General features: G+C 53.3%; 7 protein-coding genes. 6 read left to right on the forward strand and 1 reads right to left on the reverse strand.

The features are described from left to right. The first annotated feature begins 75 nt into the window (after positions 1-75). The 6 genes from IX84_RS28045 (at position 76) to IX84_RS28070 (ending at position 20,389) form a co-directional block, all read left to right on the forward strand. Positions 76-3,333, forward strand: coding sequence for an amidohydrolase family protein (locus IX84_RS28045; protein ID WP_044229210.1), 3,258 nt, complete (start codon positions 76-78; stop codon positions 3,331-3,333). Positions 3,334-3,615: 282 nt separating this feature from the next. Then, positions 3,616-6,690 carry a protein translocase subunit SecDF gene (secDF, locus tag IX84_RS28050; RefSeq protein WP_044229213.1) on the forward strand — a complete coding sequence of 1,025 codons (3,075 nt, stop codon included), beginning with the start codon at positions 3,616-3,618 and terminating at the stop codon, positions 6,688-6,690. 195 nt (positions 6,691-6,885) lie between these two features. Beyond that, positions 6,886-9,846 carry a choice-of-anchor L domain-containing protein gene (locus IX84_RS31690; RefSeq protein ID WP_052516475.1) on the forward strand — a complete coding sequence of 987 codons (2,961 nt, stop codon included), beginning with the start codon at positions 6,886-6,888 and terminating at the stop codon, positions 9,844-9,846. A gap of 181 nt (positions 9,847-10,027) precedes the next feature. Then, on the forward strand, positions 10,028-14,383 hold the full coding sequence (locus IX84_RS31695; RefSeq protein ID WP_052516476.1) for a choice-of-anchor L domain-containing protein: 4,356 nt from the start codon (positions 10,028-10,030) through the stop codon (positions 14,381-14,383). Beyond that, complete coding sequence (locus IX84_RS28065) at positions 14,384-18,217, forward strand: gliding motility-associated C-terminal domain-containing protein (protein ID WP_044229215.1); 3,834 nt, start codon at positions 14,384-14,386, stop codon at positions 18,215-18,217. Between the two features lie 180 nt (positions 18,218-18,397). Beyond that, entirely contained in the window at positions 18,398-20,389 is a 1,992-nt protein-coding gene (locus IX84_RS28070; RefSeq protein WP_044229220.1) for an OmpA family protein, read from the forward strand. On the opposite strand, the gene IX84_RS28075 is transcribed toward IX84_RS28070, so the two are convergent. Continuing rightward, complete coding sequence (locus IX84_RS28075) at positions 20,379-26,339, reverse strand: Ig-like domain-containing protein (protein ID WP_044229223.1); 5,961 nt, start codon at positions 26,337-26,339, stop codon at positions 20,379-20,381. The genes IX84_RS28070 and IX84_RS28075 overlap by 11 nt on opposite strands. Positions 26,340-26,370: the final 31 nt, after the last annotated feature.

The following is a 26,370-nucleotide window of genomic DNA, read 5'->3' on the forward strand; positions in this document are numbered from 1 at the left end:
TCAAGAACAACAATAATAGGTAATTTTTTCATAGACTTGCAAGCTGAAAATTTCTGCATACAAACTAACCAGATAATGAATTTACGACTGATATTGTTGTTGCTGCTGACTACCGGCAGCCTTATGGCACAGGAAGAAGACAAGGGCTGGGACGTCAACGCCCCCTCCGGAGCGCACCACGAAAAGGAGCTCACTTTCACTGAAGGGACCTGGATGAACCTTGATGTAAGCCCGGATGGACAAACCATTGCTTTCGATCTCCTGGGAGACATCTACACCATCCCCATTTCAGGTGGCGAGGCGCAACTCCTGCGCGGTGGACTGGCCTGGGAAGTGCAGCCCCGATTCAGCCCGGACGGGAGCCAAATCCTGTTCACCTCTGATGCCGGTGGGGGCGATAACATCTGGGTGATGAGTGCCGATGGCAGCGAAGCCAAACAGCTGACTAAAGAAGACTTTCGCCTGCTAAATAATGCCGTGTGGATGCCTGATGGGCAATACTTCATCGCCCGCAAGCACTTCACCTCTTCGCGTTCACTGGGTGCCGGAGAGATGTGGATGTACCACAAAACCGGCGGCAGTGGTTTTCAGCTGACCGAGCGCAAGAACGATCAGCAGGATGTGAATGAGCCTGCCGTCTCTCCCGATGGCCGCTACGTTTACTATAGCGAGGACATGTACCCGGGCGGCTATTTCCAATACAACAAAGACCCGAACAGCCAGATTTATGTCATCAAGCGGTACGACCGGGAAAAGGGAAAGGAAAAGACCCTCATTTCCGGGCCGGGTGGAGCCTGCCGCCCGCAGGTGTCCCACGATGGCAAAAAGCTCGCCTTCGTGCGCCGTATCCGTACCGAGTCTGTACTGTTTATCCACGACCTGGCTACCGGGCAGAACTTCCCCCTCTTCAAGGGTTTGAGCAAGGATCAGCAGGAGGCCTGGGCTATTTTTGGGGTGTATACCGGTTATGACTGGACACCAGACGACAAGCATATTGTGATTTGGGGACAGGGCAAAATCTGGAAGGTGGAAGTCGCTAACGGCGAGGCCACTGAAATCCCCTTCAAAGCCACTGCTAAGCATAGGTTCCAGGAAACCGTCCGTTTTAAGAATAATGCCTTTGATGAGCAATTTACCGCCAAGGTCATCCGGCACGCCGTGACTGCCCCGGATGAGCAATCTCTGGTATTCTCCGCTGTTGGTCACCTCTGGAAGAAAGCACTGCCTGATGGCACGCCCGAGCGCCTGACAGACGCCTCTGACCTTGAGTTTGAGCCCGCCTTTTCACCGGACGGCCAAACACTCGCCTACGTCACCTGGAACGATCAGGAAATGGGCAGCATTCAATTGCTTGACCTGGCAACGGGTGAGCAGACGCAGCTGACCACCGAAAAAGGCATCTACCGCACACCACAGTTCTCCCCCGATGGCCAAACCATCGTCTACCGCAAAGATGGCGGGAACTCGCATCAGGGGTATGCTTTTTGCAAGGAACCCGGTATTTACACCCTGCCTGTCAAAGGAGGCGAGCCCACGCTGGTCAATCCTCAGGGCGAATACCCGGTCTTCAGTGCCGATGGCAGCCGAATCTTTTATCAGACCGGCGGCTACCTTTTTGGCAGCATCACCAAGGCTTACCACTCCATCAAACCCGATGGCAGTGACGATAAAAAACACTTCGACGGCAAATACGCACAGCGCTTCGTGCCCAGCCCCGATAACCAATGGGTCGCCTGGTCAGAGCTGCACAAAGTATACGTAGCGCCTATGCCGCATACCGGGCAGTCAGTTGGGCTGAGTGCCAAAACCAAAGCCGTGCCTGTAGCCCAGGTCGCACGCGATGCTGGCATCAACATCCACTGGTCTAAAGACAGCAAGCGCCTGTACTGGACCTTGGGCGAAGAGCTGTTTAGCGACGACCTCACCGAACGCTTCAGTTTTCTGGAAGGCAGCCTCGACAGCCTGCCGCCTATGGATACCGTTGGGCTGCGCATCGGGCTGGAGCTGAAAGCCGACCGGCCGGAAGGCACCGTAGCCTTTACCAATGCCCGCATCATCACCATGAAAGGCGATGAGGTTATTGAAAAGGGGACTGTACTGGTGGAAGGCAATCTCATCAAAGCCGTAGGCACAAAGGTACGGGTGCCAAAATCTGCCAAAGTTATCGATTGCAAGGGCAAGACCATTATGCCCGGGCTGGTGGACGTACACGGGCACCTCGGTGATTTCCGCTACGGGCTTAGCCCACAGCAAAACTGGTATTACTATGCCAATCTTGCGTATGGCGTCACCACAGCTCATGACCCCTCTTCCAACTCAGAGATGATTTTCTCCCACAGCGAGATGATCAAAGCTGGAGAAACAGTTGGCCCGCGGTTGTTCTCTACCGGTACCATATTATATGGTGCAGATGGAGACTTTAAGGCGGTCATTAATAATCTGGACGATGCCCGCTCGGCCATCCGCCGGACCAAGGCATTCGGTGCCTTCTCCGTCAAGAGTTACAATCAGCCCCGGCGCGAACAGCGGCAGCAGGTCATGCAGGCTGCCCGCGAACTTGACATTCTCGTAGTGCCGGAGGGTGGGTCCTTCTTCTACCACAACATGAGCATGGTGGCTGATGGGCACACCGGTGTGGAACACAACATCCCGGTCGCCCCGCTTTACGACGATGTGGTGCAGTTTTGGTCCCAAACCGAGACCCACAATACACCTACCCTGATCGTCAACTACGGCAGTGTAAACGGAGAGTACTACTGGTACCAAAAGACCAATGTATGGGAAAAGGACCGCCTGCTCACCTTTACCCCCCGAGCAGTGGTAGATGCCCGGGCCCGCCACCGGACGATGATCCCCGATGAGGAGTACGAAAATGGGCATATCCTGACTTCCAAATCCCTGAAAAAGCTTCAGGATAATGGGGTCAACATCAACCTCGGTGCTCATGGGCAGTTGCAGGGGCTTGGCGCCCATTGGGAACTCTGGATGCTGGAACAGGGCGGCATGAGCAACCATCAGGTCCTGCGGTGCGCCACTATGAACGGTGCCAAATACCTGGGGATGGACCATCAGATTGGATCCCTGGAAGCCGGCAAGCTGGCTGACCTGATCGTACTGGATGAAAACCCGCTGGAAAACATCCGGAATTCTGAGTCTGTCCGCTACACGATGGTGAACGGGCGGCTGTATGATGCGGCGACGATGAACGAGACCGGCAACTACGACCGGAAGCGTAAGCCATTTTACTTTGAGCTGGAAGGCAGTGGCAATGCCTGGCCCACCATGACGGATATTAACTCCCTGATGCCGACACAATGTGCCTGTCAGCGGTAAGGCCAACTAAAGCAGCTACAAGCCTTAGGTAAAGGCTTGTGGCTGCATTTGGCATTTTACCTTGGGCAATTACCCGGCTTAACAACCGTTAATTGCTGCGGGCATAGCGCCTGTCCGCTTAACTTTTCGACCACAAGATTTCATTAGCGCCTCAAAACGCGTATATTTGCGCAGTTTTTCTTTAAAGGACACTTAGAAAGTCCTATTTATCAGCGACTTAGGTGTTTGGATTAGAAAGACAGATGCTCATTTTTTAACATTTTCTAAAAGTCACTTCGAGTTATGCAAGGAAAAGGAGTAGTGAAGTTCTTCCTTGTGGTCATGACGATCGTAACGCTCGTACAGTACTTTTTCATCCTGCCGACGCAGAAAGTTGAGAAAGCCGCTGAAGAGTACGCACGCACGTCGACCTCAAACCTATCGGAAGACCTTCAGAAGACCGCCTTCAAGATGAAGCGCGCGGAGTTTTTGGACTCCATGTCTTCGGAAGAGGTATTTAAAATCCCTCTGCTGAAGAGCTACACGTATCAGGAATTAAAGTCACAGCAACTGGCCCTCGGCCTCGACCTCAAGGGAGGTATGAGCGTCGTGCTGCAAGTGGATCTGCGGCAATTTATCAGAGCGTTAGCTAATGACAGCAAGGACCCGACTTTTGAGGAAGCGTTAAACCGAGCATCTCAAGCGCAGAAAACCGAACAGGCCGACTTTGTTTCTCTATTCTTCGACGCATGGAACGAAGTAAAGGGCGATAAGAAACTCGCTCCGATCTTCACCCGCAACGAAGCCCTTCGTGATGAAATCAACTACGAAACCGGTGACGGTGAAGTGGTTCGTGTGATTCGCGCCAAGGCAGACGAAACAGTAGACCTGACCTTTAAGCTCCTCAAGGAGCGTATTGATAAGCTGGGCGTTACCCAGCCTAATGTTTCTCTGGATGCCAGCCGCGACCTTATCATCGTGGAGCTGCCGGGTATCGACAACCCGGAGCGTGCCCGTACTTTCCTGGAGGCGGCGGCCAAGCTTGAGTTCTACAACGTATTCCGCATTAGCGACCCAGGTGTTCAACAAGCCTTTATCGAGGCTAATCAGCGCCTGGCTCAGACTATGAGCGGCAGTTCGGTTGACCGGGAAATCCTGCGTATTGATACTACTTTCGCTACGGATTCTCTGGGCAACGTGATTGCCGGCGAGATTACAAGCATTGACACCATTTATGGCAGTGCTTCTCAGTCTGGCCCGCTTTTCGAAGCGCTGACCCTCAACACTACCGGTGCACAGGGACTGGCAGTTCTTGGTTTTGCCAAGAAAAACCAGCGCCGCTACATCGACAGCCTCCTGGCCAAGCCGGATGTGAAGTCGCTCTTCCCTCGGGACATGGTGCTGCGTTGGGGCAAAGACCCTATGAAGGACTTCGAGACCAATGAAGTCACGGACAACTACGAACTGTATGCCCTGAAGCCATCACGGGATGGCAAAGCAGCAATGACTGGCGACCACGTGGTGGATGCAAGTGCCAACCCTGACCCTCAGACCAATGAGGTGGCGGTGTCCCTGAAAATGGACAATACCGGTGCCAAAATCTGGGGACAGCTGACAACAGAAGCCGCACAGGACAATAACCGTGAAATTGCGATTGTACTGGACGATGAAGTGGTGTCTGCACCACGTGTTATCAATCCTATCCTGACCGGTGACTCTCAGATCACAGGTAGCTTCAGCATTCAGGAAGGCAAGGACCTTGCTAATATCCTGCAGATCGGTAAGCTTCCTACGGATACAGAAATTATTCAGGAGTCCCTGGTTGGACCTTCCCTGGGTGAGGAGAACATCCGCAACAGTACGATTGCCCTGACCATTGGCTTTGTTCTCGTACTCCTCTTCATGATCGCCTACTACGGCGGTGGCGGTATCGTTTCCATCCTGGCACTGATCCTGAACATCTTCTTCATCTTCGGTGCACTGGCTTCCTACGGCACAGTCCTTACGCTGCCTGGTATCGCCGGTATCGTACTGACGATCGGTATGGCAGTGGATGCCAACGTGATCATCTACGAGCGTATCCGGGAAGAACTGCGGGAAGGCAAGTCTCTGCTGATGGCGGTAAGCGATGGTTTCCAGAATTCCTATTCTGCTATCATCGATGCCAACGTTACGACCCTGCTGACGGCATTCGTTCTCGCCTACTTCGGCCTCGGCCCAATCAAAGGCTTCGCAGTTGTATTGATCATTGGTGTACTCTCCTCGCTGTTCACAGCCGTATTGGTAGGTCGCCTCATGATCGATCAGTGGCTGAAGAACAAGGACCGTTCCATGTCTTTCTCCACTGGCTTATCCAAGAATGCCTTCGCCGACCTGTCTATCGACTGGCTGGGCAAGCGTAAGATGGCTTACATCATCTCAGGAGCGATCATCCTGGCAGGCCTGGTCTCTATGGCGACCCGTGGCTTTGAGCTGGGTGTGGACTTCAAAGGTGGTTATTCCTACAATGTGACGATCGAGGGCGCTGAAGTGGAAGCTTCTGCACTGCGTTCTGCACTGACGGAAGCCTTCGAAGGCAACGAGCCAATTGTGAAGTCTGTGGATACGGAAAACACCTACAACGTCGTGACCGACTACCTGGTGGAATCCACCGATGATGATGCCGATAAAAAAGTGATGATGGCGCTGTACAACGGCGTCAACAGCATCGCTGGCGGTAATATTGACCTGGAGCAGTTCAAGGCACCGGATGGAAATGGCACGCACGTAGAGAGCTCAAGCAAAGTAGGCCCGACGATTGCGGATGACATCAAGTCGAGCGCATTCTACGCGGCAACTTTCGCTCTGCTGCTTATCTTCCTGTATATCTTCATCCGATTCAGCAAGTGGCAGTACAGCCTTGGTGCAGTAGCCGCCCTGTTCCACGATACGCTTGTGGTTATGGGTATCTTCTCCATCTTCCACGGCATCCTGCCCTTCTCACTTGAGATTGATCAGGCCTTTATCGCAGCCATTCTGACTGTGATCGGTTATTCCATCAACGATACCGTGGTTGTATTCGACCGTATCCGGGAATTCCTGAACAACTATACGAAGAGTTCTAAGGAGGAAGTGATCAACAGCGCCGTCAACAGCACGGTTAGCCGTACGATCATCACCTCGCTGACGACCCTGTTTGTGGTCGCCATCCTGTTCTTCTTCGGTGGTGCGAGTATCCGTGGCTTTGCCTTCGCATTGCTTGTCGGTATCCTCGTTGGTACCTACTCTTCGATCTTCGTGGCCACGCCAATCATGTCAGACCTGACAGGCGAGCTTCGGGCGAAGGATACTAAATCCGATAAAAAAGGGTTCTCTAAGGCTGCAGAATCGGCCCGCTAGAATCCTGCAATCATAGCAATTTAAGGCTAAAAATAAGAGCTGGCTCCGTTTGGGGTCAGCTCTATTTTTTTTGTTGGTGAAATCGTCCTATCTTTAAGACGGAATAGCAGTTTCTATCTCAATCTCACCCAAAAACCAGGAAGTGCCCCTTCGGCACCTTGCCTGTATTTTGAGTTTTTAAGCCAAAAAACCGAGATGAGAAGATTTACACTATTCCTCCTGCTCCTGCTATTGGAGCTTCCCTCCATTTTTGCTGCCACCGATTCTTTAGTTGTCGATGTAGAGGCGGACCGCTTTCGGCAACGGCTCCAAACAGCCGCTTTCGGGCCTTTCTCTTTAGTCTTGCGACAGCTTAAGCCCGGAGAAGACTACCAGCTTTGGCTGAGCCCGCAGGCACAGCAGGGCGGTACGGTGAGGTTCCTGGCTGAAGGCGAAGCACCAACCGTCACTTACCGATTCAGGGCATCTCAGTCTTATGCCTCAATTCCGGTTGTTCAGTTAATGCCAAACGCTGAAAGCACCCGCTTTGTCCTGTCTGTCAGCTGTTCCTCGTACAGCCGGTCAGCAGGCGCCCGTTCCAATGGCCTGTCGGTAACCTCTGGCATCGACCCGTCCAGTTTGATAAGAGATGTTTTTATTGGTGGCGACTGTTTTGATGTAGACAGTGTCAGCCTGATCGGCAGTACAGAAAGTGTAGGGCAGTTTGAGCTGGGCAGCTCCTCGATCGGCATCGAATCGGGCGTGATCATTTCCAGTGGCGATGCCTCTGACGCGATGGGGCCTAATTTCACGGGGAATATCGGAGATGAGATGGACGGTGGCGGCCACCCGGACCTGGCAGTACTGGCCGGATCCAATACACTTTACGATGCCACAGGGATATCGTTCCAGTTTACGCCAACCGTTGACAGCATCGCTTTCCGGTACACTTTTGCTTCTGAGGAATACTGCGAATTTGTAGACGCCGGCTATAATGATGTTTTTGGTTTTTTCATCAGCGGCCCGGGTTTGAATGGTGGTTTTACAGGGAATGGAGAAAACATTGCCGTTTTGCCCGGTTCCAATATTGGTGTGACCATTGACAACATCAACGACGACGACAATTCCGCCTTTTTTGTCCCCAATTCATTCAGCTGCGGTACCTTATCTATAAATCATGATATACAGTTTGATGGCTTCACCACGGTGCTTACTGCGGTTGCCGAGGTTCAGGCGTGCGAGACCTACACCATCAACCTGCTCGTGGGGGATGTGGGCGATGGGCTTTATGATTCTGCCGTTTTTCTTGAGGCTAACAGTTTTGCGGCAGGAGGCACCGTCACCGGGTCTGCTCTGTCCCCTGTTACCAATGAGAATACAACCTACGAGACCTGCTCTGATGGTTTTTTCAGTCTGGATGTGGGCGGGGACTTATCTACCACGCGAACGGTCAACCTTACCTTATCGCCAAATAGCACTGCTACTCCGGGTGTGGATTTTGATAGTATCCCCATGGTTGTACAGGCGTTGCCGGGGCAATCTACCATTGAGATTCCTGTGAATGTATTTCCCGATACCCTTACAGAAGGGCAGGAATCCATTATTCTGGAAATTGAAAACGCCTGCTCCTGCACCAACGGGACAGTGGAGCTATGGATTCAGGACAGCGCCCCGCTTGAAGCCTCTACCCTGCCAGCGGAAATATGCCCCGGCGATACCGTATCACTGCAATCTGTGGTGCAGGGAGGTGTTCCGGAGTACAGCTACGAATGGAGCAACAGTGCCTCCAGCCCTGATATTACGGTGCAGCCCACCGGCACCGTAACGTATACCCTGACCGTGACCGATCAATGCGGTAGCACAGCGACAACTACCGCTGCCATACAGGTGAATGTCCTTCCGGAGGTCAATTTTGATTTGCCGCCCAGGCTCACTTGTCTGGCTGACACCGTTGTGCTGAGTGCGGTCAATAGCACCCATGGAACAGGGTTCTTACTGCAATGGAGTACTCAGGACGGGCAATTCGCTACAGAGCCGGATGGGCCTACAGCCTACGTTAATGCCGCAGGGATGTATACCCTGACCATTGCGAATCTGGAAACCGGATGTACGAATTCGGGTGCAGCTTACGTGGAGGCAGATACCATCCCGCCCACCGCAGATGCCGGGGATGACTTTGTAATCAACTGTGGTGCAACTTTGGCAAGCCTGGATGGCGCTGGCTCAGACCGTGGCGCCCATATCTCCTATCAATGGTCTACCGTAGGCGGGCAGTTCGCATCAGAGCCCACGTCAATCTCGCCAGACATTGGTGCTGCCGGTGTGTATACACTACTAGTTACCAATGCAGAAAATGGATGCTCGGACCAGGATGAAGTGATTGTCACCCAGTTGAATCCTGAGGCCAGCTTCGAGCTCCAGCAGCCACTCTGCCACGGAGACCCGGGCGGCATTCAGTTTCAGCAAGCCACCGGTGGTACGCCTCCCTACCAGTATTCTGTGGATGGGGGGGCAACTTATCAGGAGAGTCAAAGCTTTGCGGCCTTGCTGCCCGGCAATTACGACCTGCTTGTAAAGGACAATAACGGCTGCATATTTGAAACCAGCGCCTTTATAAGCCAACCTGATTCCACTATTGCCATTATTCAGCCGGCTGAAGCCACTATTGCCTTTGGAGAAAACTACACCATCAATGTACAGACGAACCTCCCCGATGAAGACATCGCTCAGGTTTTCTGGTCCAATGCTAATACGCTGGATTGTGAGGACTGTCTACGCCCGGTCGCCAGTCCGCAGCGCACAACCGAGTACCTGATGACCATTATCAGCCAAAATGGCTGCACGGATCAGGCCGTGTTCCGTTTGTTTGTAGACCGTTCTCAGGCCGTTTACGTGCCCAATGCCTTTTCTCCAAACGGAGATGGCAGCAACGACCGGTTCTATATCGCTGCACGGGCCGGGACTGTAGAAAACATCCGTACCTTCCAAATCTATAACCGTTGGGGAGCGCTCGTCTTTAAAGGCGATGACCTCCTTCCCAATAACCCCGCCCACGGTTGGGACGGCACCTTCCATGGAGAAGTAGTCAGGAACAGTGTGCTGGCCTGGTTTGCCGAAATCGAATTCACCGATGGAAGTATAGAACTCCTCAAAGGGGATTTGCAACTGTTCCGCTAGCGCACAAATTGCGACATAAACCGTATAAATAGGGCTGGACCGTCAAAGGATCAGTCCTATTTTTTTTGCGCTACGGAAATAACTGTATATTTATTGTGGAGTAGCGACTATTTTACCCTAAGATGAGGAAACGACAATTAAGCACAGTACAAACGGTGTGCCATCACCCAAAACTCGGAATATGAGAAAACTTTTACTAACTCCCTTCTTTTTGCTCTTCCTTACTTCAATTTTGCAAGCCACCACTGCCCCCATTGTGGTGGAGCTGGAAGGCACAAGGTCAAGGCATCGCTTGTCTACAAAGGCAGAAGGCCCTTTTGCACTAACCCTTTGCCAGCTGCAGCCCGGAGAGCAATACCAGCTCTGGCTGAGCCCACAGGCACAGGAAGGTGGCGAAGTTCGTTTTCTTTCAGAAGCAGGCACTCCTGAAATCACCTACAGCTTTACCGCTGTATCAGCCTGCCAGAGCATTCCGGTTACGCAGTTGGCCCCGGGAGCACTAAAGGCCCGTTTTATCCTGTCTGTTAGTTGTGAATCCTGTGAGCGGCCTCCCGGCGAAAACCGCATGGCCGGCCTGACCGTAAGCCCCGGTGTAGATGCATTGACACTCATCCAGGATGTTTTTATCGGTGGCAACTGCTTCGATGTGTCCAACGTTACCCTGATTGGCAGCCCTTCAAGCGCCGGGCAATTTGGCATGGGCGCCTCCTCAGTGGGTATTAACTCGGGCGTCATCATCTCCAGTGGTAATGCCAGTGCTGCCACCGGCCCCAATAGCTCCGGCAGTACCGGCAACAACATGGGCGGAGGCAGCCATCCTGACCTTGCAGACCTGGCAGGCTCCAATACCGTATTTGATGCAACGGGTATCGAATTCCAGTTTACCCCCACTGTAGACAACATCACTTTCAACTATGTCTTCGCTTCGGAAGAGTACTGCGAATTCGTAGATGCCGGCTACAACGACGTTTTTGGTTTTTTCATCAGCGGCCCCGGCATCAATGGCGGCTTTACCGGCAATGGTGAAAATATCGCCGTACTGCCCGGTTCAAACATTGGGGTGACCATCGATAATATCAATGATCAGGACAATAGCGTGTTCTTCGTACCCAACTCGGGCAGTTGCGGGGCAGGTACCATCAACAACGATATTGAGTTTGATGGCTTTACCAAAGTGCTCACGGCGATCGCTAATGTGCAGGAATGCGAAACCTACACCATCCGGCTTTTGGTAGGTGATGTGGGCGATGGCATCTATGACTCTGCCGTATTCCTTGAAGCCAACAGTTTCGCTGCCGGTGGTACTGCAACGGGTGAAGCTTTTTCTCCCACCACCAACAGCAATATTACCTATGAGGCCTGCTCAGATGGCTATTTCTCGCTTGATGTGGGGGGCGACCTGTCTACTACCCGTGTCGTTGACCTGATTGTTTCCCCGAACAGCACAGCGACACCGGGTGTGGATTATGCCAATTTCCCATTATCTGTAACCGCCTTCCCCGGGCAGTCTACCATACAGATTCCAATTGATGTTTTTGCAGATAATATCGTGGAAGGGCAGGAAACCATTATCCTGGAAATCCAGAACTCCTGTTCCTGCATTAATGGTACAATTGAGCTCATCATTCAGGACAGCCCTCCTTTGGATGTCACGGTGCCCCCCATTGAGGTATGCCCGGGAGAACCGGCTTCGCTGGCCGCTTCCGTTAGCGGTGGCATCCCCGGGTTCAGTTATACCTGGAGCAATGCGGCATCCAGTTCTGCAATCACGGTGACGCCCAACGAAACGACCACCTACACCGTGACTGTCACCGATCAGTGCGGCCTGACGGCCACAACGGATGCAACAGTGACCGTCAGTGGTGGATCAGAGGCCATGCTCACGGGGCAGGGGCAATTTTGTGAAGCGCCTTTCACGGCGGAACTTCAGGTGACCTTTCAGGGGGATGGCCCCTGGCTTTTTGCCTATTCCCTGAATGGTATTCCCCAACCAGATATCGTCGCCACAGAAAACCCGCTAATCATAGAAGTCAATTCCCCTGGCTTTTATCAGGCGGAATATGTTGCGCCTCAGGCCTACCCTACTTGTATTGGGCAGGTTCAGGGCTCTGCCTTTATAGAGCTGCTCGATCTCAATCCTCAGGTGGATGCCGAGCCTGTTTCCTGTACTGGTGCCACAGATGGAGAAATCTCGATAAATGTGGGTGGTGGTGCTCCACCATTTTTCTTTAGCTGGTATGATGTTACCAATAACCAGCCCCTGCCCGATGAGAGCAACTCTTTAACAGATCTTGCCCCCGGCACTTATGAGGCCTACATCGTCGATGGGTTTGGGTGTACGGATACCGTTCAGGTGGAAGTGGAAGAACCCATGCCGGTATCAGCAAGCATCACCTCCACAGAAGGAGTCAACTGCCTGAATCCGAATGGTGGCAGTATCAATCTGGAGGTAAGCGGAGGTTCGCCGGGCTACGATTTCAACTGGAGCAATGGTGCCAGCAGCGAGGACCCCACTAATCTTCAGGCGGGCGAATACTTTGTGACGATCACGGATGATGAAGGGTGTACCACTACAGCTTCTGCAATAGTGGAAGAAAACTTTGACTTACCAACGGTGGATGCTAATGTCCCGGACACCCTTACCTGCTTCCAGCCTGCGGTCACACTGGATGGCACAGGCTCCTCCACAGGCCCTGAATTTACAGCTTCCTGGTCGGGCCCGGGATTGCCTCCAACGGATGGGCTGACCGCCTTTGCACAGCAGAGTGGCGATTTCATTCTCACCATCTCAAACACCGTAAATGGTTGTATCGCCTACGATACTGTGACCGTTGCAGCCGATAATGCAGCGCCAAACGTAGTGCTGTCTCCGGGTACTATCACCTGCGATGCACCCGAAATTCAAATCAATACCAACGGCAGCAGCAGCGGGCCCGCCTTTTCCTACTCCTGGTCGGGCCCTGCAGTAGTCAACGGTGCTAACAGCCTCTCCCCTACTGTGGATGGGCCAGGCACCTATAACTTATTCATTACAAATAATGAAAACGGCTGCAGTAGCAGCAGCGCCGTGGAAATCACGGAAAACACCACCGTCCCTGCCATTGATGCAGGCCCGGGCAGTGAACTCACCTGCGAAGAGCCGGAGGTATCCTTATCCGCTACCGCCATGGGCAACACCGGCGATTATGTCTATACCTGGACTTCTGCCGATGGAAATATTGTCAGTGGGGGGAATACCCTAAACCCAATAGTGAACGCAGGCGGGCTCTACCAACTACAGGTAACCGATACCCTCAATGGGTGCACAGCGGCAGATACTGTCTCTATTCTGAAGGATGACAACCTGCCCGTTGCCATTATATCCGGTCCTGAAGTACTGAATTGCGACAACCCTACCTTGCAGTTCAATGCCGGGAATTCCAATCTTGGCCCGGATGGCCTCTACGACTGGTTTACTCCGGATGGGAACATCCTCAGCGGAGCCACTACCCTGACGCCTACCATTGATGCGCCGGGCGAATACCAATTAATCATTTCAGCGCCGAGCATTGCCTGTTATGACACCGCCACTTTTTTGGTCGCCATTGACACCCTTTCGCCACAGGTGGGCCTGCCATCACCGGGCATACTCAACTGCTACAACGACAGCCTCCTGCTGCTCGGTAGTGCGGCCACTAATAGCGGCGAGAACATTCTGACCTGGAATGGCCCTTCCGGGCTGATGCCAACCGATAGCATTCCTTTGGAGCAAAGCATTACCGAGCCCGGCCTATATACCTTACAGGTTACGGACCCCGTCAATGGCTGTACCACCACAGCTGAAGTCATGGTGCAGGAGGATATCGCTATCCCACAAGCTGCTATTGCTGCCCCTGAGGTGCTCGACTGTGGAACAGCCAGCATTACGCTTGACGGATCTTCCTCCAGCAGTGGGCCTAATTTCAGCTACGCCTGGACCGCCCCGGACTCCTCCGCTATTGGCTCCAATATCAATCAACTGACGGGTATTGATCAGCCAGGGACCTACCAGCTACAGGTACTAAACACTGAAAACGGTTGCAGCAACACGATAACCGCACTGGTGGAAATCGACACTTTACTGCCGGAAGTGGCCATCGCACCGCCCGCAACGTTGACTTGTGCAGATACGGTCATCGCACTTTCCGGCAGTGCAACAGCCAACAGTACCGCCCTGATTTATGAATGGAGCACCGCCAACGGGAACCTGCTGAGCGGAGCTACCACACCGGAATTGTCCACCGATACGCCGGGCACTTACACTCTTCAGGTGACCAACGCCACCAATGAATGCGCACAAAGTATCAGCGTGGAGGTCGGTCAGGACGTGGAAATACCAACGGTTGATGCGGGCCCAGCCACTACGCTAAACTGTGCAGAAACCACCTACACCCTGCAGGCGTCAGCGAGTGGCAATGCGCCCCTGACCTACGCCTGGACTTCACAAGACGGCAATATTGCGAATGGCACCAACGACCTGAATGCCACCATCGATGCACCGGGCACCTACACCCTGTAGGTGATCAATGAGACCAATGGCTGTACCAACAGCAGCAGCGTTAGCATTGATGAAGACGTTGCCCTGCCTGCCATCACTGTTGATGCGGATCCGCAAATTGACTGTGACAGCCCAACGGCATCCCTGGATGGCAGCAATTCCGACAGTGGCCCCAATCTGATTTATGAGTGGTCCACGCCGGATGGTAATTTTAACGAGGCGACAGACGCCCCGACCATAACGGCACTTCAGGCCGGTACCTACACGTTTCAAATTACCAATACTGACAACCTGTGTACCGTAACGGAAACGGTGACCGTAGTGGAAAATACTGCTGTACCTCAGGCCGATGCCGGAACAAACGGCATTCTGAACTGCGATGTGAGTAGTATCAGCATTGGCGGCAGCAATACCAGCCAGGATGGCCCATTGGTCTATACCTGGACTCTGAACGGAGCTCCGATTGCCAGTGCAGACAGCCCGACTTTCGAGGCCAATCAGCCCGGGCTATACCAGCTTTCCGTCCTTAATACTGACAATCAGTGTGAAGCGCTGGATGAAGTCGAAGTCTCCATTGATACCATCTTGCCAACAGCAACAGCTCTGGCTCCTGATGTGCTGACTTGTACCACAACCAGCCTGCAATTAGATGCAAGCGGTTCCAGTCAGGGCGGTAGCTTCACCTATGCCTGGAGCACCCCTGACGGGCAGCTGGACAGCCCCGAAGATGTGCTTAATCCAACGGTCAGCAGCGGCGGCACCTACACGCTTCTGGTCACTGACAACAGCAATGGTTGCCAGCAACAAGTTAGCATCGAGGTACAACAGGATACGCTTTCGCCGGTAGCTGATGCTGGTGCCCCCATCCGGTTGACCTGCACAGACACCTTGCTCAACCTGGACGCCACCGGCTCCAGTCAGGGCAGCTTCATGTATAACTGGTCAGGGCCCGGATTGGCTTCCGGAACCAGCGGGCTGAATCCTGCAGTACAAGTGCCCGGGACTTACTTACTGGAAGTTATCAATATCCAAAACGGGTGCAGTGCCACCGATGAAGCCCTGGTCACCCAGGATATTACGCCACCGGCAATCGCTATTGATGCGCCCGAAATGCTCGACTGTGCGCTTACTGAGCAATTGCTGAATGCCACGGGTTCAAGCCAGGGTAGCGACTTTACCTACAACTGGACGACGTCTAACGGCAGCATAACCGGAGGCGCAAACACCTTACAGCCCAATATTGGAGCACCGGGGACCTACAACCTCCTGATCACTAATACCGACAATGGTTGCACCAGCAGCCAAAGTGTTGAAGTCGGCCAGGATATCACGCCTCCGGTAGTTGCAGCAAGCACTCCTGATACTTTAACCTGTACCACTACCAGCCTGCAACTCGACGCTAGCGGCAGTAGCAGCGGACCGGTCTTTGACTACAACTGGAGTACCAGCAATGGTATCCTTCAGAGTGGCACCAACACCCCTACTCCATTGGTCAGCAGCGGAGGGCTTTACCTGTTAACGCTTACCAATACAGAAAATAACTGCATCAGTACTCTGGAAGTCAGTGTAGTGCAGGACACCATAGCTCCGGTAGCCGAAGCCGGTAGCCCACAGGAACTCAATTGTGACTTCCCGGTGCTGTCGTTGTCCGGTATAGGGTCGAGTACCAACGGCTTTACCTACAACTGGGATGGCCCCGGACTGCTCAGCGGCACGAATGGGCTTTCGCCCGAAGTCAATCAGCCGGGTATGTACACGCTTGCCGTGACCAACGATTTCAATGGCTGTGCGGCTACGGATGTGGTGGCTATTACACAGGATACCATTACCCCGACCATTGCCATTAGCGATCCACAGGTATTGAACTGTGATCTGACCGCTCAGCAACTCCAAGCCGGCAACAGCAGCCAGGGTACCGAATTCCAGTACACCTGGACCACACCAAATGGCAATATCAACAGTGGCGGCCAAACCCTGCAGCCCACTATCAATGCCCCCGGCGAGTACACCCTGCTGATTGAGAATACCAGTAACGGTTGCGATGCGCTTGCCAGTATTGTTGTTGAACAAGACACCATCACTCCCGAGGTGGCAGCCCTCACGCCAGACACCCTGACCTGTGCCGTGACCAACGTAGCAATTGATGCCAGTGCCTCCAGTAGTGGCCCCGACTTTGACTACAACTGGTCCACTTCCAACGGACAGATTATCTCAGGTGGGCAGACCAATAGCCCTACCGTGAGCAGTGGCGGTACCTACACTCTCGTATTGACCAATACCGCCAACTTCTGCAGCAGCGAACTGACGATTCCCGTTGTGCAGGACACTTTGGCGCCAGTGGCAGAAGCAGGTACCACCGCCGAACTCAACTGCGACAGCCCCAGCCTAACCCTTAGTGGTTCCGGGTCCAGCACTGGCGGCTTTAGTTACGAATGGCAGGGGCCAGGCGTGCTAAATGGTGGCGGCACCCTCAATCCTGCTGTCAACTTGCCGGGCACTTACACCCTGGTCGTCACCAACAACTTCAATCAATGCACAGCCATGGATGCGGTGGAAATCACACAGGATGTGAACCTTCCGAGTGTAGTATTCACGCCACCCGGTATGCTGACTTGTGCCGTAGAGACGGTGTTGCTCGATGCCAGTGCCAGTACACAAGGCGATAATTTCACCTTCAACTGGTCTACTTTGGATGGAAACTTCGTGGGCTCGACCAACAGCCTGTCCGTTTCCATTGATGAGCCGGGCACCTACGACCTGACGATTGAGAATATGCTCACCGGCTGCTCCAACAGCAATCAGGTAGTCGTTGATCAGGATATTATTGCCCCGGTAGCAGAAGCTGGCAACACCTTCGTCCTGGAATGCTGGGAGGACACCGCCAATCTCGACGGCTCCAATTCACAGCAAGGGCCGAACATCACCTATCAGTGGACGACAATTGGTGGTGGGTTCACCTCCGGGACCACGACCTCGGCTCCCGTGATTAACGCACCGGGACTGTATACCCTACTTGTTACCAATACTGAGAATGGGTGTTCAGCTCAGGATCAGGTACTCGTGACCCAACCCGTTCCGGAGGCCAGCTTCGACCTTATCCAACCGCCCTGCTTCGGCGATCCGGGCACTATACGGTTCCCGCAGGTTACGGGTGGAACGCCACCTTATGAATTTTCTATTGACGGAGGAGACTCCTATCAGGCAGGCAGCATTTTTACCAACGTGACGCCCGGCAACTACGAACTGATTGTACGCGATGAGAACGGCTGCACCTACGAAGCAAGCGCCGCCATCATTCAGCCCGACTCCACAGTAGCCATTATTGAACCTGCCGAGGCAACGATTCAGTTTGGCGAAAGCTACACCATCAACGGGCAGACCAACCTTATACCGAGTGAAATTGCGGACATCTTCTGGTCTAATCCAGGTTCACTCAGCTGCGACGATTGCCTGCGCCCGACCGCCCGACCGCTACGCACCACGGATTACCTGGTCACGGTAGTCAGTCAAAACGGCTGTATTGATCAGGCACCTTTCCGCCTGTTTGTAGACCGGACTCAAACGGTTTATGTACCCAATGCCTTCTCGCCAAACGGCGATGGCACCAACGACCTGTTCTATATTTTTGCCCGCAGCGGTGTCATAGAAAACATCCGGGCATTCCGGATTTACAACCGATGGGGAGAGCCTGTATTTGAAGGCTACAACCTCTCGCCTAACAACCCGGAGCACGGTTGGGACGGCACCTTCCGGGGAGAACAGATGAACAACGCCGTTTTTGCCTGGCATGCAGAGATCGAATTCATTGATGGCACCGTTGAGCACTTCAAGGGAGACGTACAGTTGTCCCGTTAGCAGAATCGCTTAACGCGCTGTTTAGCAGACCAAAGGCCGCTTTAGCATTGCTAAGGCGGCCTTCGTTTCGGGCGGCCAGCAACAAAAAAAATCCTCTGGCGTTTTATTCCTATGCGCTACAGGACCGTTCCAGGCGGTTGGGTGGCGTACACCCTATATCATTCAAATCCAAGTAAAGCTATGATCCGGTATTCCTATATTCTATTTGCGCTTCTTTTTGTGGCACTCAGCAGCTGTACTTACACTGAAAAAGTAAGGGATGGGCAGACTGCGATCGAGGTCAAGCAGTATGCCGTAGCACTCGAACTCCTCCAGAAAGAATACGAAAAATCCAAAAGCCGCGTTGAGAAAGGGCGCATTGCTTTTAAAATTGGCGAAGCTTACAAAAACCTCAATCAGAGCGACCTCGCCATCCGCTGGTACAAAATTGCCTATGACAATCAGTACGGGTGGGAATCCCTGCGCGAGTATGCCTTTGCGTTGAAACAAGCCGAACGCTACGATGAAGCCGCCCGGGCATTTAAAGACCTGGGCATAGAAATTGGCAGCCCCTATGAATACCGCCGGGAAATCAGCGCCTGTCAGATCGCCCAGGGCTGGAAGGACCTGCGCCCGGAGTACGAGGTGGAAGTCATGGGCTTTAATTCCAGCCGGGCGGAATATGCGCCTGTGCTTTACAAGGGCAACCAGCTGGTGATCACTTCCGACCGCGCAAACAGCACCGGCGATGACACCTACAACTGGACCGGCAACGCTTTTTCTGACCTCTTCCTGGTCGACCTGGAATCCAATACCGTTTCTGACTTCACAGGCCCGCTCAATACAGAAGATAACGAAGGGACGGCCATCTTCAACAGCGACTATACTGAAGTATACTTCACCCGCTGCTTCGGCGGCGGCAAATGGGATGCAGACCATTGCAAGATCATGCGTTCGGAAGTAAGTGGCAACAGCTGGAGCATACCACAGCCTCTGTCATTTATGGAAGAAGGCATCAACTATGGCGGGCCGGCGCTTTCTGAAGATGGGCAGCGCCTTTACTTCTCTGCCGATCACCCCGATGGCTGGGGCGGGCACGATCTTTACTACAGCGAGCGGCAAACGGATGGTACCTGGGGCCCTCCTCAACTCATGACGAGGGTGATCAATACCGAAGCCGATGAAATGTTCCCTTTCGTAGATAAGGATACCCTCTACTTCTCCTCCCGGGGGCATACCGGTATGGGCGGGCTCGATATTTTTAAAACCTACCAGTTGCAAAGCCGGGGCTGGGCTTCTCCGTACAACCTGAAACCACCGGTCAACTCTGGCTCTGATGATTTCGGGTACATCATTGACTACAATGCTCCCAGGCAAGACGAGGATGTGCTGTACTCCGGGTATTTCACTTCCCGGCGGGAGGAAGGTATCGGGAATGATGACATCTACCGTTTCACCAAACGGAAACTGCCGCCGGAAGAGGTCGTACAGGATGAAGAGCCTCCAAAAGAAATCGAATACAAGCTATTGCTTAAAGGCTTTGTCCTGGAAAAACTATACGAGGTGCCCACTGACCCGAACAGCGTGGTGCTCGGCCGCAAACCGTTGCCTGGTTCTACCGTGCAGATACAGTTTGGCCCCCGCAAGGAGGAAGTGACCGTCGGAGAAGATGGCATGTTTGAGCTGGAGCTGGAAGAAGAAGCCGACTACACGTTCCTGGCAGCCAAAGAAGGCTACCTGAAAAACGACGCCGCCTTCTCCACCCGTGGTATCGGGCGCGACCCCAATAACCCCGTACAGGAATTCGAAATAGAAATCGTACTGGACCGCATCTTTTTGGACAAGGAAATCCGGCTGGAGAATATTTACTACGATTTCGACAAAGCCAACATCCGTGAAGATGCCCAGCCAACGCTTAATGAACTTGCCCGCAACCTGGAGCTCAACCCGGACATCCGTATTCAGCTGGGCTCACATACCGACTGCCGGGGCAGCTCCCGGTACAATCAGGATCTTGCCCAGCGCCGTGCGCAAGCCGCAGTAGATTACCTGATCTCACAGGGCATTGACCCGGACCGGCTCGTTGCCTTTGGCTACGGGGAAAGCGAGCCCGAGGCCGATTGCATCTGCAACCGTTGTACGGAGGAAGAACATCAGATTAACCGGCGCACTACTTTTAAAATTATCGAATAATCATAACGGGGGCAGCGTAAATCGCCTGCCCCTTTATTTTAAGCATTGCCCAATACGCGCCGGCCGGCCAGTCCGCTACTTCAATACGTTGGCGGAAATTGCGCTGCTGCCCCAACGCTTGCTCATAAAGGATTTTGCCCGTCACATCCACGATAGCCAGCGTCAACGGGCCAGGGACTTTTAACCTGCCTTCCAACTTTATATAGCTGTCAGCAGGATTAGGGAACAGATGAACCTCATCGATCCATTCCAGTGCCTGTACCTCCACCAAATTCTCTTCTTCAGTTGCGGTGCAGCCATTAGCATCCGTCACGGTAAGGGTATAGATAGCGGAAACAGGCACCTCAATGGTATCTGTATTCGCACCGGTACTCCAAAGGAAGCTGTAGGGCGGAGTCCCCCCAATGCTCTGCCCCAATACACGGAAGGGATCACTAAGCGTACTGAGCGTAACGGTAAGCTGTTCCGGTTCCGGTAATTCTATTTCAAAAGTGCGCAGACAGTTGTTATCGTCTATGACATTCAGTTGGTACATACCTGCCGGCCGGTTAGCCAGGCTATCGCCGGTGAAGGGCAATAACTGTCCGGCATAAAGCCATTCGTAATCATAGCCCGGCACACCACCGGTTATGTCCACCGCGATGTGCCCATCCGAACCACCAAAACATTGGACCGTATCGAAGCGGACCGTGTCCAGCAGCAAAGCCTCTTCAGGCTCCTCAACCTCATAAGGGCCAAAAACACGGTGGCAGTCTTTTTGGTCCGTCACTGTCAAAGTATAGCTGCCCGCTGCCACTCCATTTAAATCAGTAGTCATCAGGCCATTGCTCCACGAATACATATAAGGCTGTACACCACCGGCCACATTCAGGTCAATGCTCCCGGCGAGGTCTCCCTTACAAGGTACCGGATCAATATCCATGACTGTTGCCGTAATCAGTGGATGAGCGTTGGTGACCATGGCGTTCACCGCATCCGTACAGCCCCGTTCGTCAATGACTACGCCTGTGTAAGTTCCGGCAGGCACTCCGGTCAAGTCCGCAACAGGCTCAAAGACATCGTTGTTGCTGTTGAACCACGAATAGAAATAGGGCGCCGTGCCTCCTGATGTGGTCGTGAATACCCCACCGGTTGAGTCCCCGAAGCAGTCCACCATCCGAATACTATCCCGGGTGAGGGATAAAGGCCCAGGTTGTTGCAGCGCAGTAAGAGGGGATTTTTCATTACACCCCGTGGACAAGTCGGTTACCGTCACCCGGTAGTTGCCCGGGCTGAGGTTGCAAACAGAGACGGTATTAGTGTCCGTCACCTCAATATACCCATTGCTAAAGTGGAACTGATAATTGGAGGAGCCACCAGCTACCCGGGCTACCGCACAACCATCGCCCTGACCATTACAGCTCACATCCACTGTATAGAAGGTATCCAACTCAAAAGCAGCAGTGAAAGCTTTGACCTTGACCGGCAAAGCTTCCCGCTCACAGCCATTGGCATCGACAACGGTCAGGCTGTAGTCTGCCGGTAGAGGATCAGGAATCTGTGGCTGATCCATACCATTACTCCAATGATACTCGTAGCCAGGCACGCCTCCACTCACAACTGCCTGAAGCTGCTCCACCTGCCCACCTTCACAGATATCCTCTGCTTCCACGGCAATGGCAACACTCAGGGCAGGCGGCTCGCTCAGTATGAAGGTTGTATCGTAGGAACAGGCATTCGCATCATCTACCACCAAACGATAGGCGCCTGCCGGAATATTAAAAATGTCCTCTGTGTCCACATCCGTTCCAATCCAGCTGTATCCATAGGGCGGAGTCCCGCCACGGGTATCTACCTCAATAAAACCAGTAGAATCACCCCGGCAGGCAATGGGCCCGAATCCTTCCAAACCAATCTCCAGGGGTTGCGGGCTTACAATGGGGATCGTATCGCTGATGAGCTCACACCCACGTCCATCTGAAATGGATACAACATAATCACCATCACCAATCCCAATCCGGTTCGGACCAATTATACCATCATTCCAACGGTATTGAATAGGCGGCAGGATGGAGGGCGTACCGGAATTTTGGGTGGCTGTAACGTTGATCAGCCCATCCATTGTATTATCGCAGGCAGGCTGTACAACGTTGATCGCACTGCCGAATAACTGAGGGGCTTCAATTACAAAGGTCGTATCGTACAGGCATCCCTGCCCGTCTTCCACCTGCACGCTGTAAACACCTACCGGCAAATCGTCAATCTCATTCGTAGTGGCGCCGGTACTCCAGGTGTATTGATACGGAGGTACGCCCTGTGGATTGAGCGTCACTCTTCCGGTTTCCAGCCCTTCGCAAAAGGGTTGTACAACTTCAGCGGTGAAATCAGGTTCTGAAGTAGCCTCCAGAATAACTTTCAGCGTATCTCCCGGGCAGGCATTAGCATCGGTCAGGTACGCAAAGTAAGTTCCAATAGCAAGGTTGCTAAGCGTACTGTCGGCTCCAGTTTCACTCCAGGCGTAGACATAAGGTGGATTCCCGCCACTCCCGCTCACTGTAATCGAGCCGTTTTTCTCCCCAACGCAGGTGGGATTATCCGTATCAATGAGTGTGAGTGCTAACGGAGACGGCTCCTGAATCGGGTAAGCAGCACTCGCTGTACACCCCTGAAAGTCGGTGACCGTCACGCTATAGCTGCCCGCGCTCAGGTTCACCCGCAGGCGCGAATCGCCACCGTCCGCCCATTCGTAATGGTAAGGGGGAGTACCTCCATTACTTCCAACCAGCAGGCGCCCGTCTTCCTGGCCCGCACACGACATGTCCTGACGGAACTGCAACTCCAATTCAAGAGGCGCAGGGGCTTCCAGCTCAAAGCTTTCCACCAGTTGACAGTCTTTGCTATCGGTCAGGGTCAGGGTGTAAGTTCCGGCGGAGAGATTGAAAGGATTGGGAAAGTTGATATTATTGCTCCACAAATAACTATAGGGAGGCGTACCACCAAAAGCGGTGGCTGTGATGGCACCATCCGCAGTCGCTGCACAGCTGGGCGAAATACCATCAAAGTTCAGTTGCAGTGGTGTGGCCGCTTTGACCTCGATACTATCTATAATTGTCTGGCAATCCCCATCGGTAACGGTAACGCTGTAAAAGCCACCCGGAAGGTTCTCAAGGCAGGCAGAAGCCTCGCCATTGCTCCATTCAAAGACCGGGCTACCGGCAGATACAGTCAGGCAGGCTTCCCCATCGCCGCTGCCGGGGCAACTCACGTCATTCACACTAATCTCCTGTACGGCAGCACCAGGCCCGTTGACCAGGACCGAACGGATGATCAGCTGGCAGCCCTCAACTGAGCTATCTGTGATGGAGACCCGGTAGTTCCCCTGTGGCAAGTTACCGACCACCAGAGTATCCGAAACGGCAGAAGCATTTCCAGCTACTCCGTTAGCCCCTTCCCAGCTGTAGTCGTAGGGCGGTTCTCCGGAGAGAGGCACCAGCGTGATTGCACCATCAGTCCCATCGCAGGTACTAACATCCGTAACAAAGCTTCGCAACGAATCAATGCTTACAATAGTCCTTACACGGGCACTATCTACGCTAAAGCACCCCTCCACATCCGTGATGGTAACCGGATAGGTTTGCGTTACGCCCACCTGAAAACCTGCATCTACCTCAATGGATGCACCCGACGCCCCGTTACCCCATTGGTAGGTATAGGGCTGATTGCCTCCAGTGGCCTGCACCGACAAGGTGGCAGTTGTCTCCCGGCAAAGCACCATAGAATCCGAAGGCAGGAAAGTCAGGGCCGGGCCGGGCTTAAAATCGATTTGTACCTGGCCCTCATCCGAACAGCCAAAATCAGCGGTCGCCTTAAAATAAAAAATACTCCCCACCATGGAGGCAATCACCGGGTCAGCCAGCTGATTAGCAGGAGTAGCCGGGCTGCCGGTGTGGAAGGTAATATCACTACCTGTAAAGTTGGCATCATTGAAAATGATACTCTCCAGATTAAGGGAATCCTCCGGGCATACCTCTGGAGTGGTTTGCTGGGCAAGGTTCGGCGTAGGATTGACCACTACATAAACAGGAGCCCGTTGGGCAGAGATACAAGTAAGGTTGCGCTCTTCCACGTAGTAGGTGTAAACTACCGGCTCAGGCCCATTATTGACCAGCAGTTGGGTAGGCGAAAAAGCTGGTCCGAAACCTATAAAGTTGGTAGCATCAGCAGCTGGGTACCAAAAAAAGAGGCTGTTGCTCAAATCTGAAGACACCCTAAGCAGGGCCGACTGCCCTGAACAAATCGTATCGTGCACCACCGTGGGCGGTGGCAGCAGTGGATCATCGCCCATACCATTACAGTTTTCATCCAGACCATTGCAGGCGATTTCCTCTGCTCCGGGATTGATTGCCGGGTTATTGTCATTGCAATCGCCACCTGCAGCAACAAAGCCTTCGGGTGCAGTACTCAAGCAGGTGAAAACCGGTTGGTTATCATCTCCATAGCCATCGCCATCCGCATCGACGTAAAAGGTGAAGCCAGAGGCTCCAAGAAGTGTAGCCCCGTAAAACTGCAGGTTATCCAGCGCAATGTCTCCTCGCGTATTACTGCCTTCCTGCCCTACAAAACGCAGGCGCAGGGTATCTCCATCCTCAAAATCGCTTAGCCCGATGTAGACTTTTTGCCAATCGGGGCTCTGCGTTCCGGAACGCGACCAGAGGGGCGTCCAGTTAAACCCACCATCGCCGGAAGCTTGCAGGGTGAGGCTGCCAATGCCCTCTCCCAACATATGGTACTGAAAGGAAAAGTGGCAGGTATCCGTGCCTTGTTTATCCAAAATAATGCAATCCGATTCCAGAATAGCAGTCTTGCCCGAACCGCAATTATTTCCGGAAGCTTCCAGGTAAACGTACTGCGCAGAGCCATCGGCACCTGATTCAGGCCCGGTGCCAAAGGTAACCGTAGGGCCGGTTGCCACCAGCCAGTCATAATCATTTTGTTGGCTGTTCTCCCAAATGCCTGTTAGCGGGCACTCTGTATTGCAAAGGGTACCGCATAAGCCTTCTGATTCAAAGCCAGTGGAAAAGGTAAGCCCTGGCGGATTACAGCCTGTGGAAAAAGTAACCGGGCAGGAATTTTCAGATACCCCTCCACCGCATACCTTGCGCACATAAAGCTCGTAGTCCGTCTCCGCATCCAGCCCCATTAGCATAAAAGGTGGGCAGCCCGTGTACGACACCATTGTACCCCCGCCCGCTGCAGCCCCACTGCCCGGCGTAAAGCCGATAGGACCGTATTCCAGCAAGGTGGTCCCGCAGCTGGTTTCCGGCACCCAGTTCAAAACAACTGTAGTCGTGTCGGAATCGATAACCTCCACGGTCTCCACAGGCTGGCAATTCAATGGGGCAAACACCAGATTGACAAATTCGAGGCGGCCGATATCCCCTTCCGCATCATCGCAGATAATGAGCTCCCAAAGACCGTTGGGGTCAGTGGTACCGTCATTGAAATCATAAAGGCTGCCTTCGGGCCGGATGGTTTCGGTGGTAAATGGAGGCACAGATGCGGATACCGGCACGCAGCTGCTCATGGTGAAGCGGGCGGGCTCTGCGCAGTCCGGTACATCCGGGTTGCCGTAATTGTCATCGCCGGCGCCATTATCAAACGAAAGTGGGACATCAATTCCGGCAGGCGACCGCAGGGTCATTTCAAGGTCGTTAGCCCAGGTGTGGCGAATGATAAGCTGCACCTCCTGCAGGGCAACATCTACACCGAGAGCAGTCCCGGGTGCACCATTCACATTGATGACAATCTCGTCAGGATCAGGAATAACATTTAGACTGGGGTCACAGCCACCGTCTTTCAGGTTGAGCCCGATATTACAGGAATTATTGTTGATCACTACACTCTGTGCAAAGAGTGGTGTACCAAGCAGATAAAACAGGAGTAGTAGATAATTCGGCATTGGGGAGTTCATCAGCATACAGTTTACACTGGCAATTTACCCC

The organism is Phaeodactylibacter xiamenensis (assembly GCF_000759025.1).
Lineage (GTDB): Bacteria > Bacteroidota > Bacteroidia > Chitinophagales > Saprospiraceae > Phaeodactylibacter > Phaeodactylibacter xiamenensis.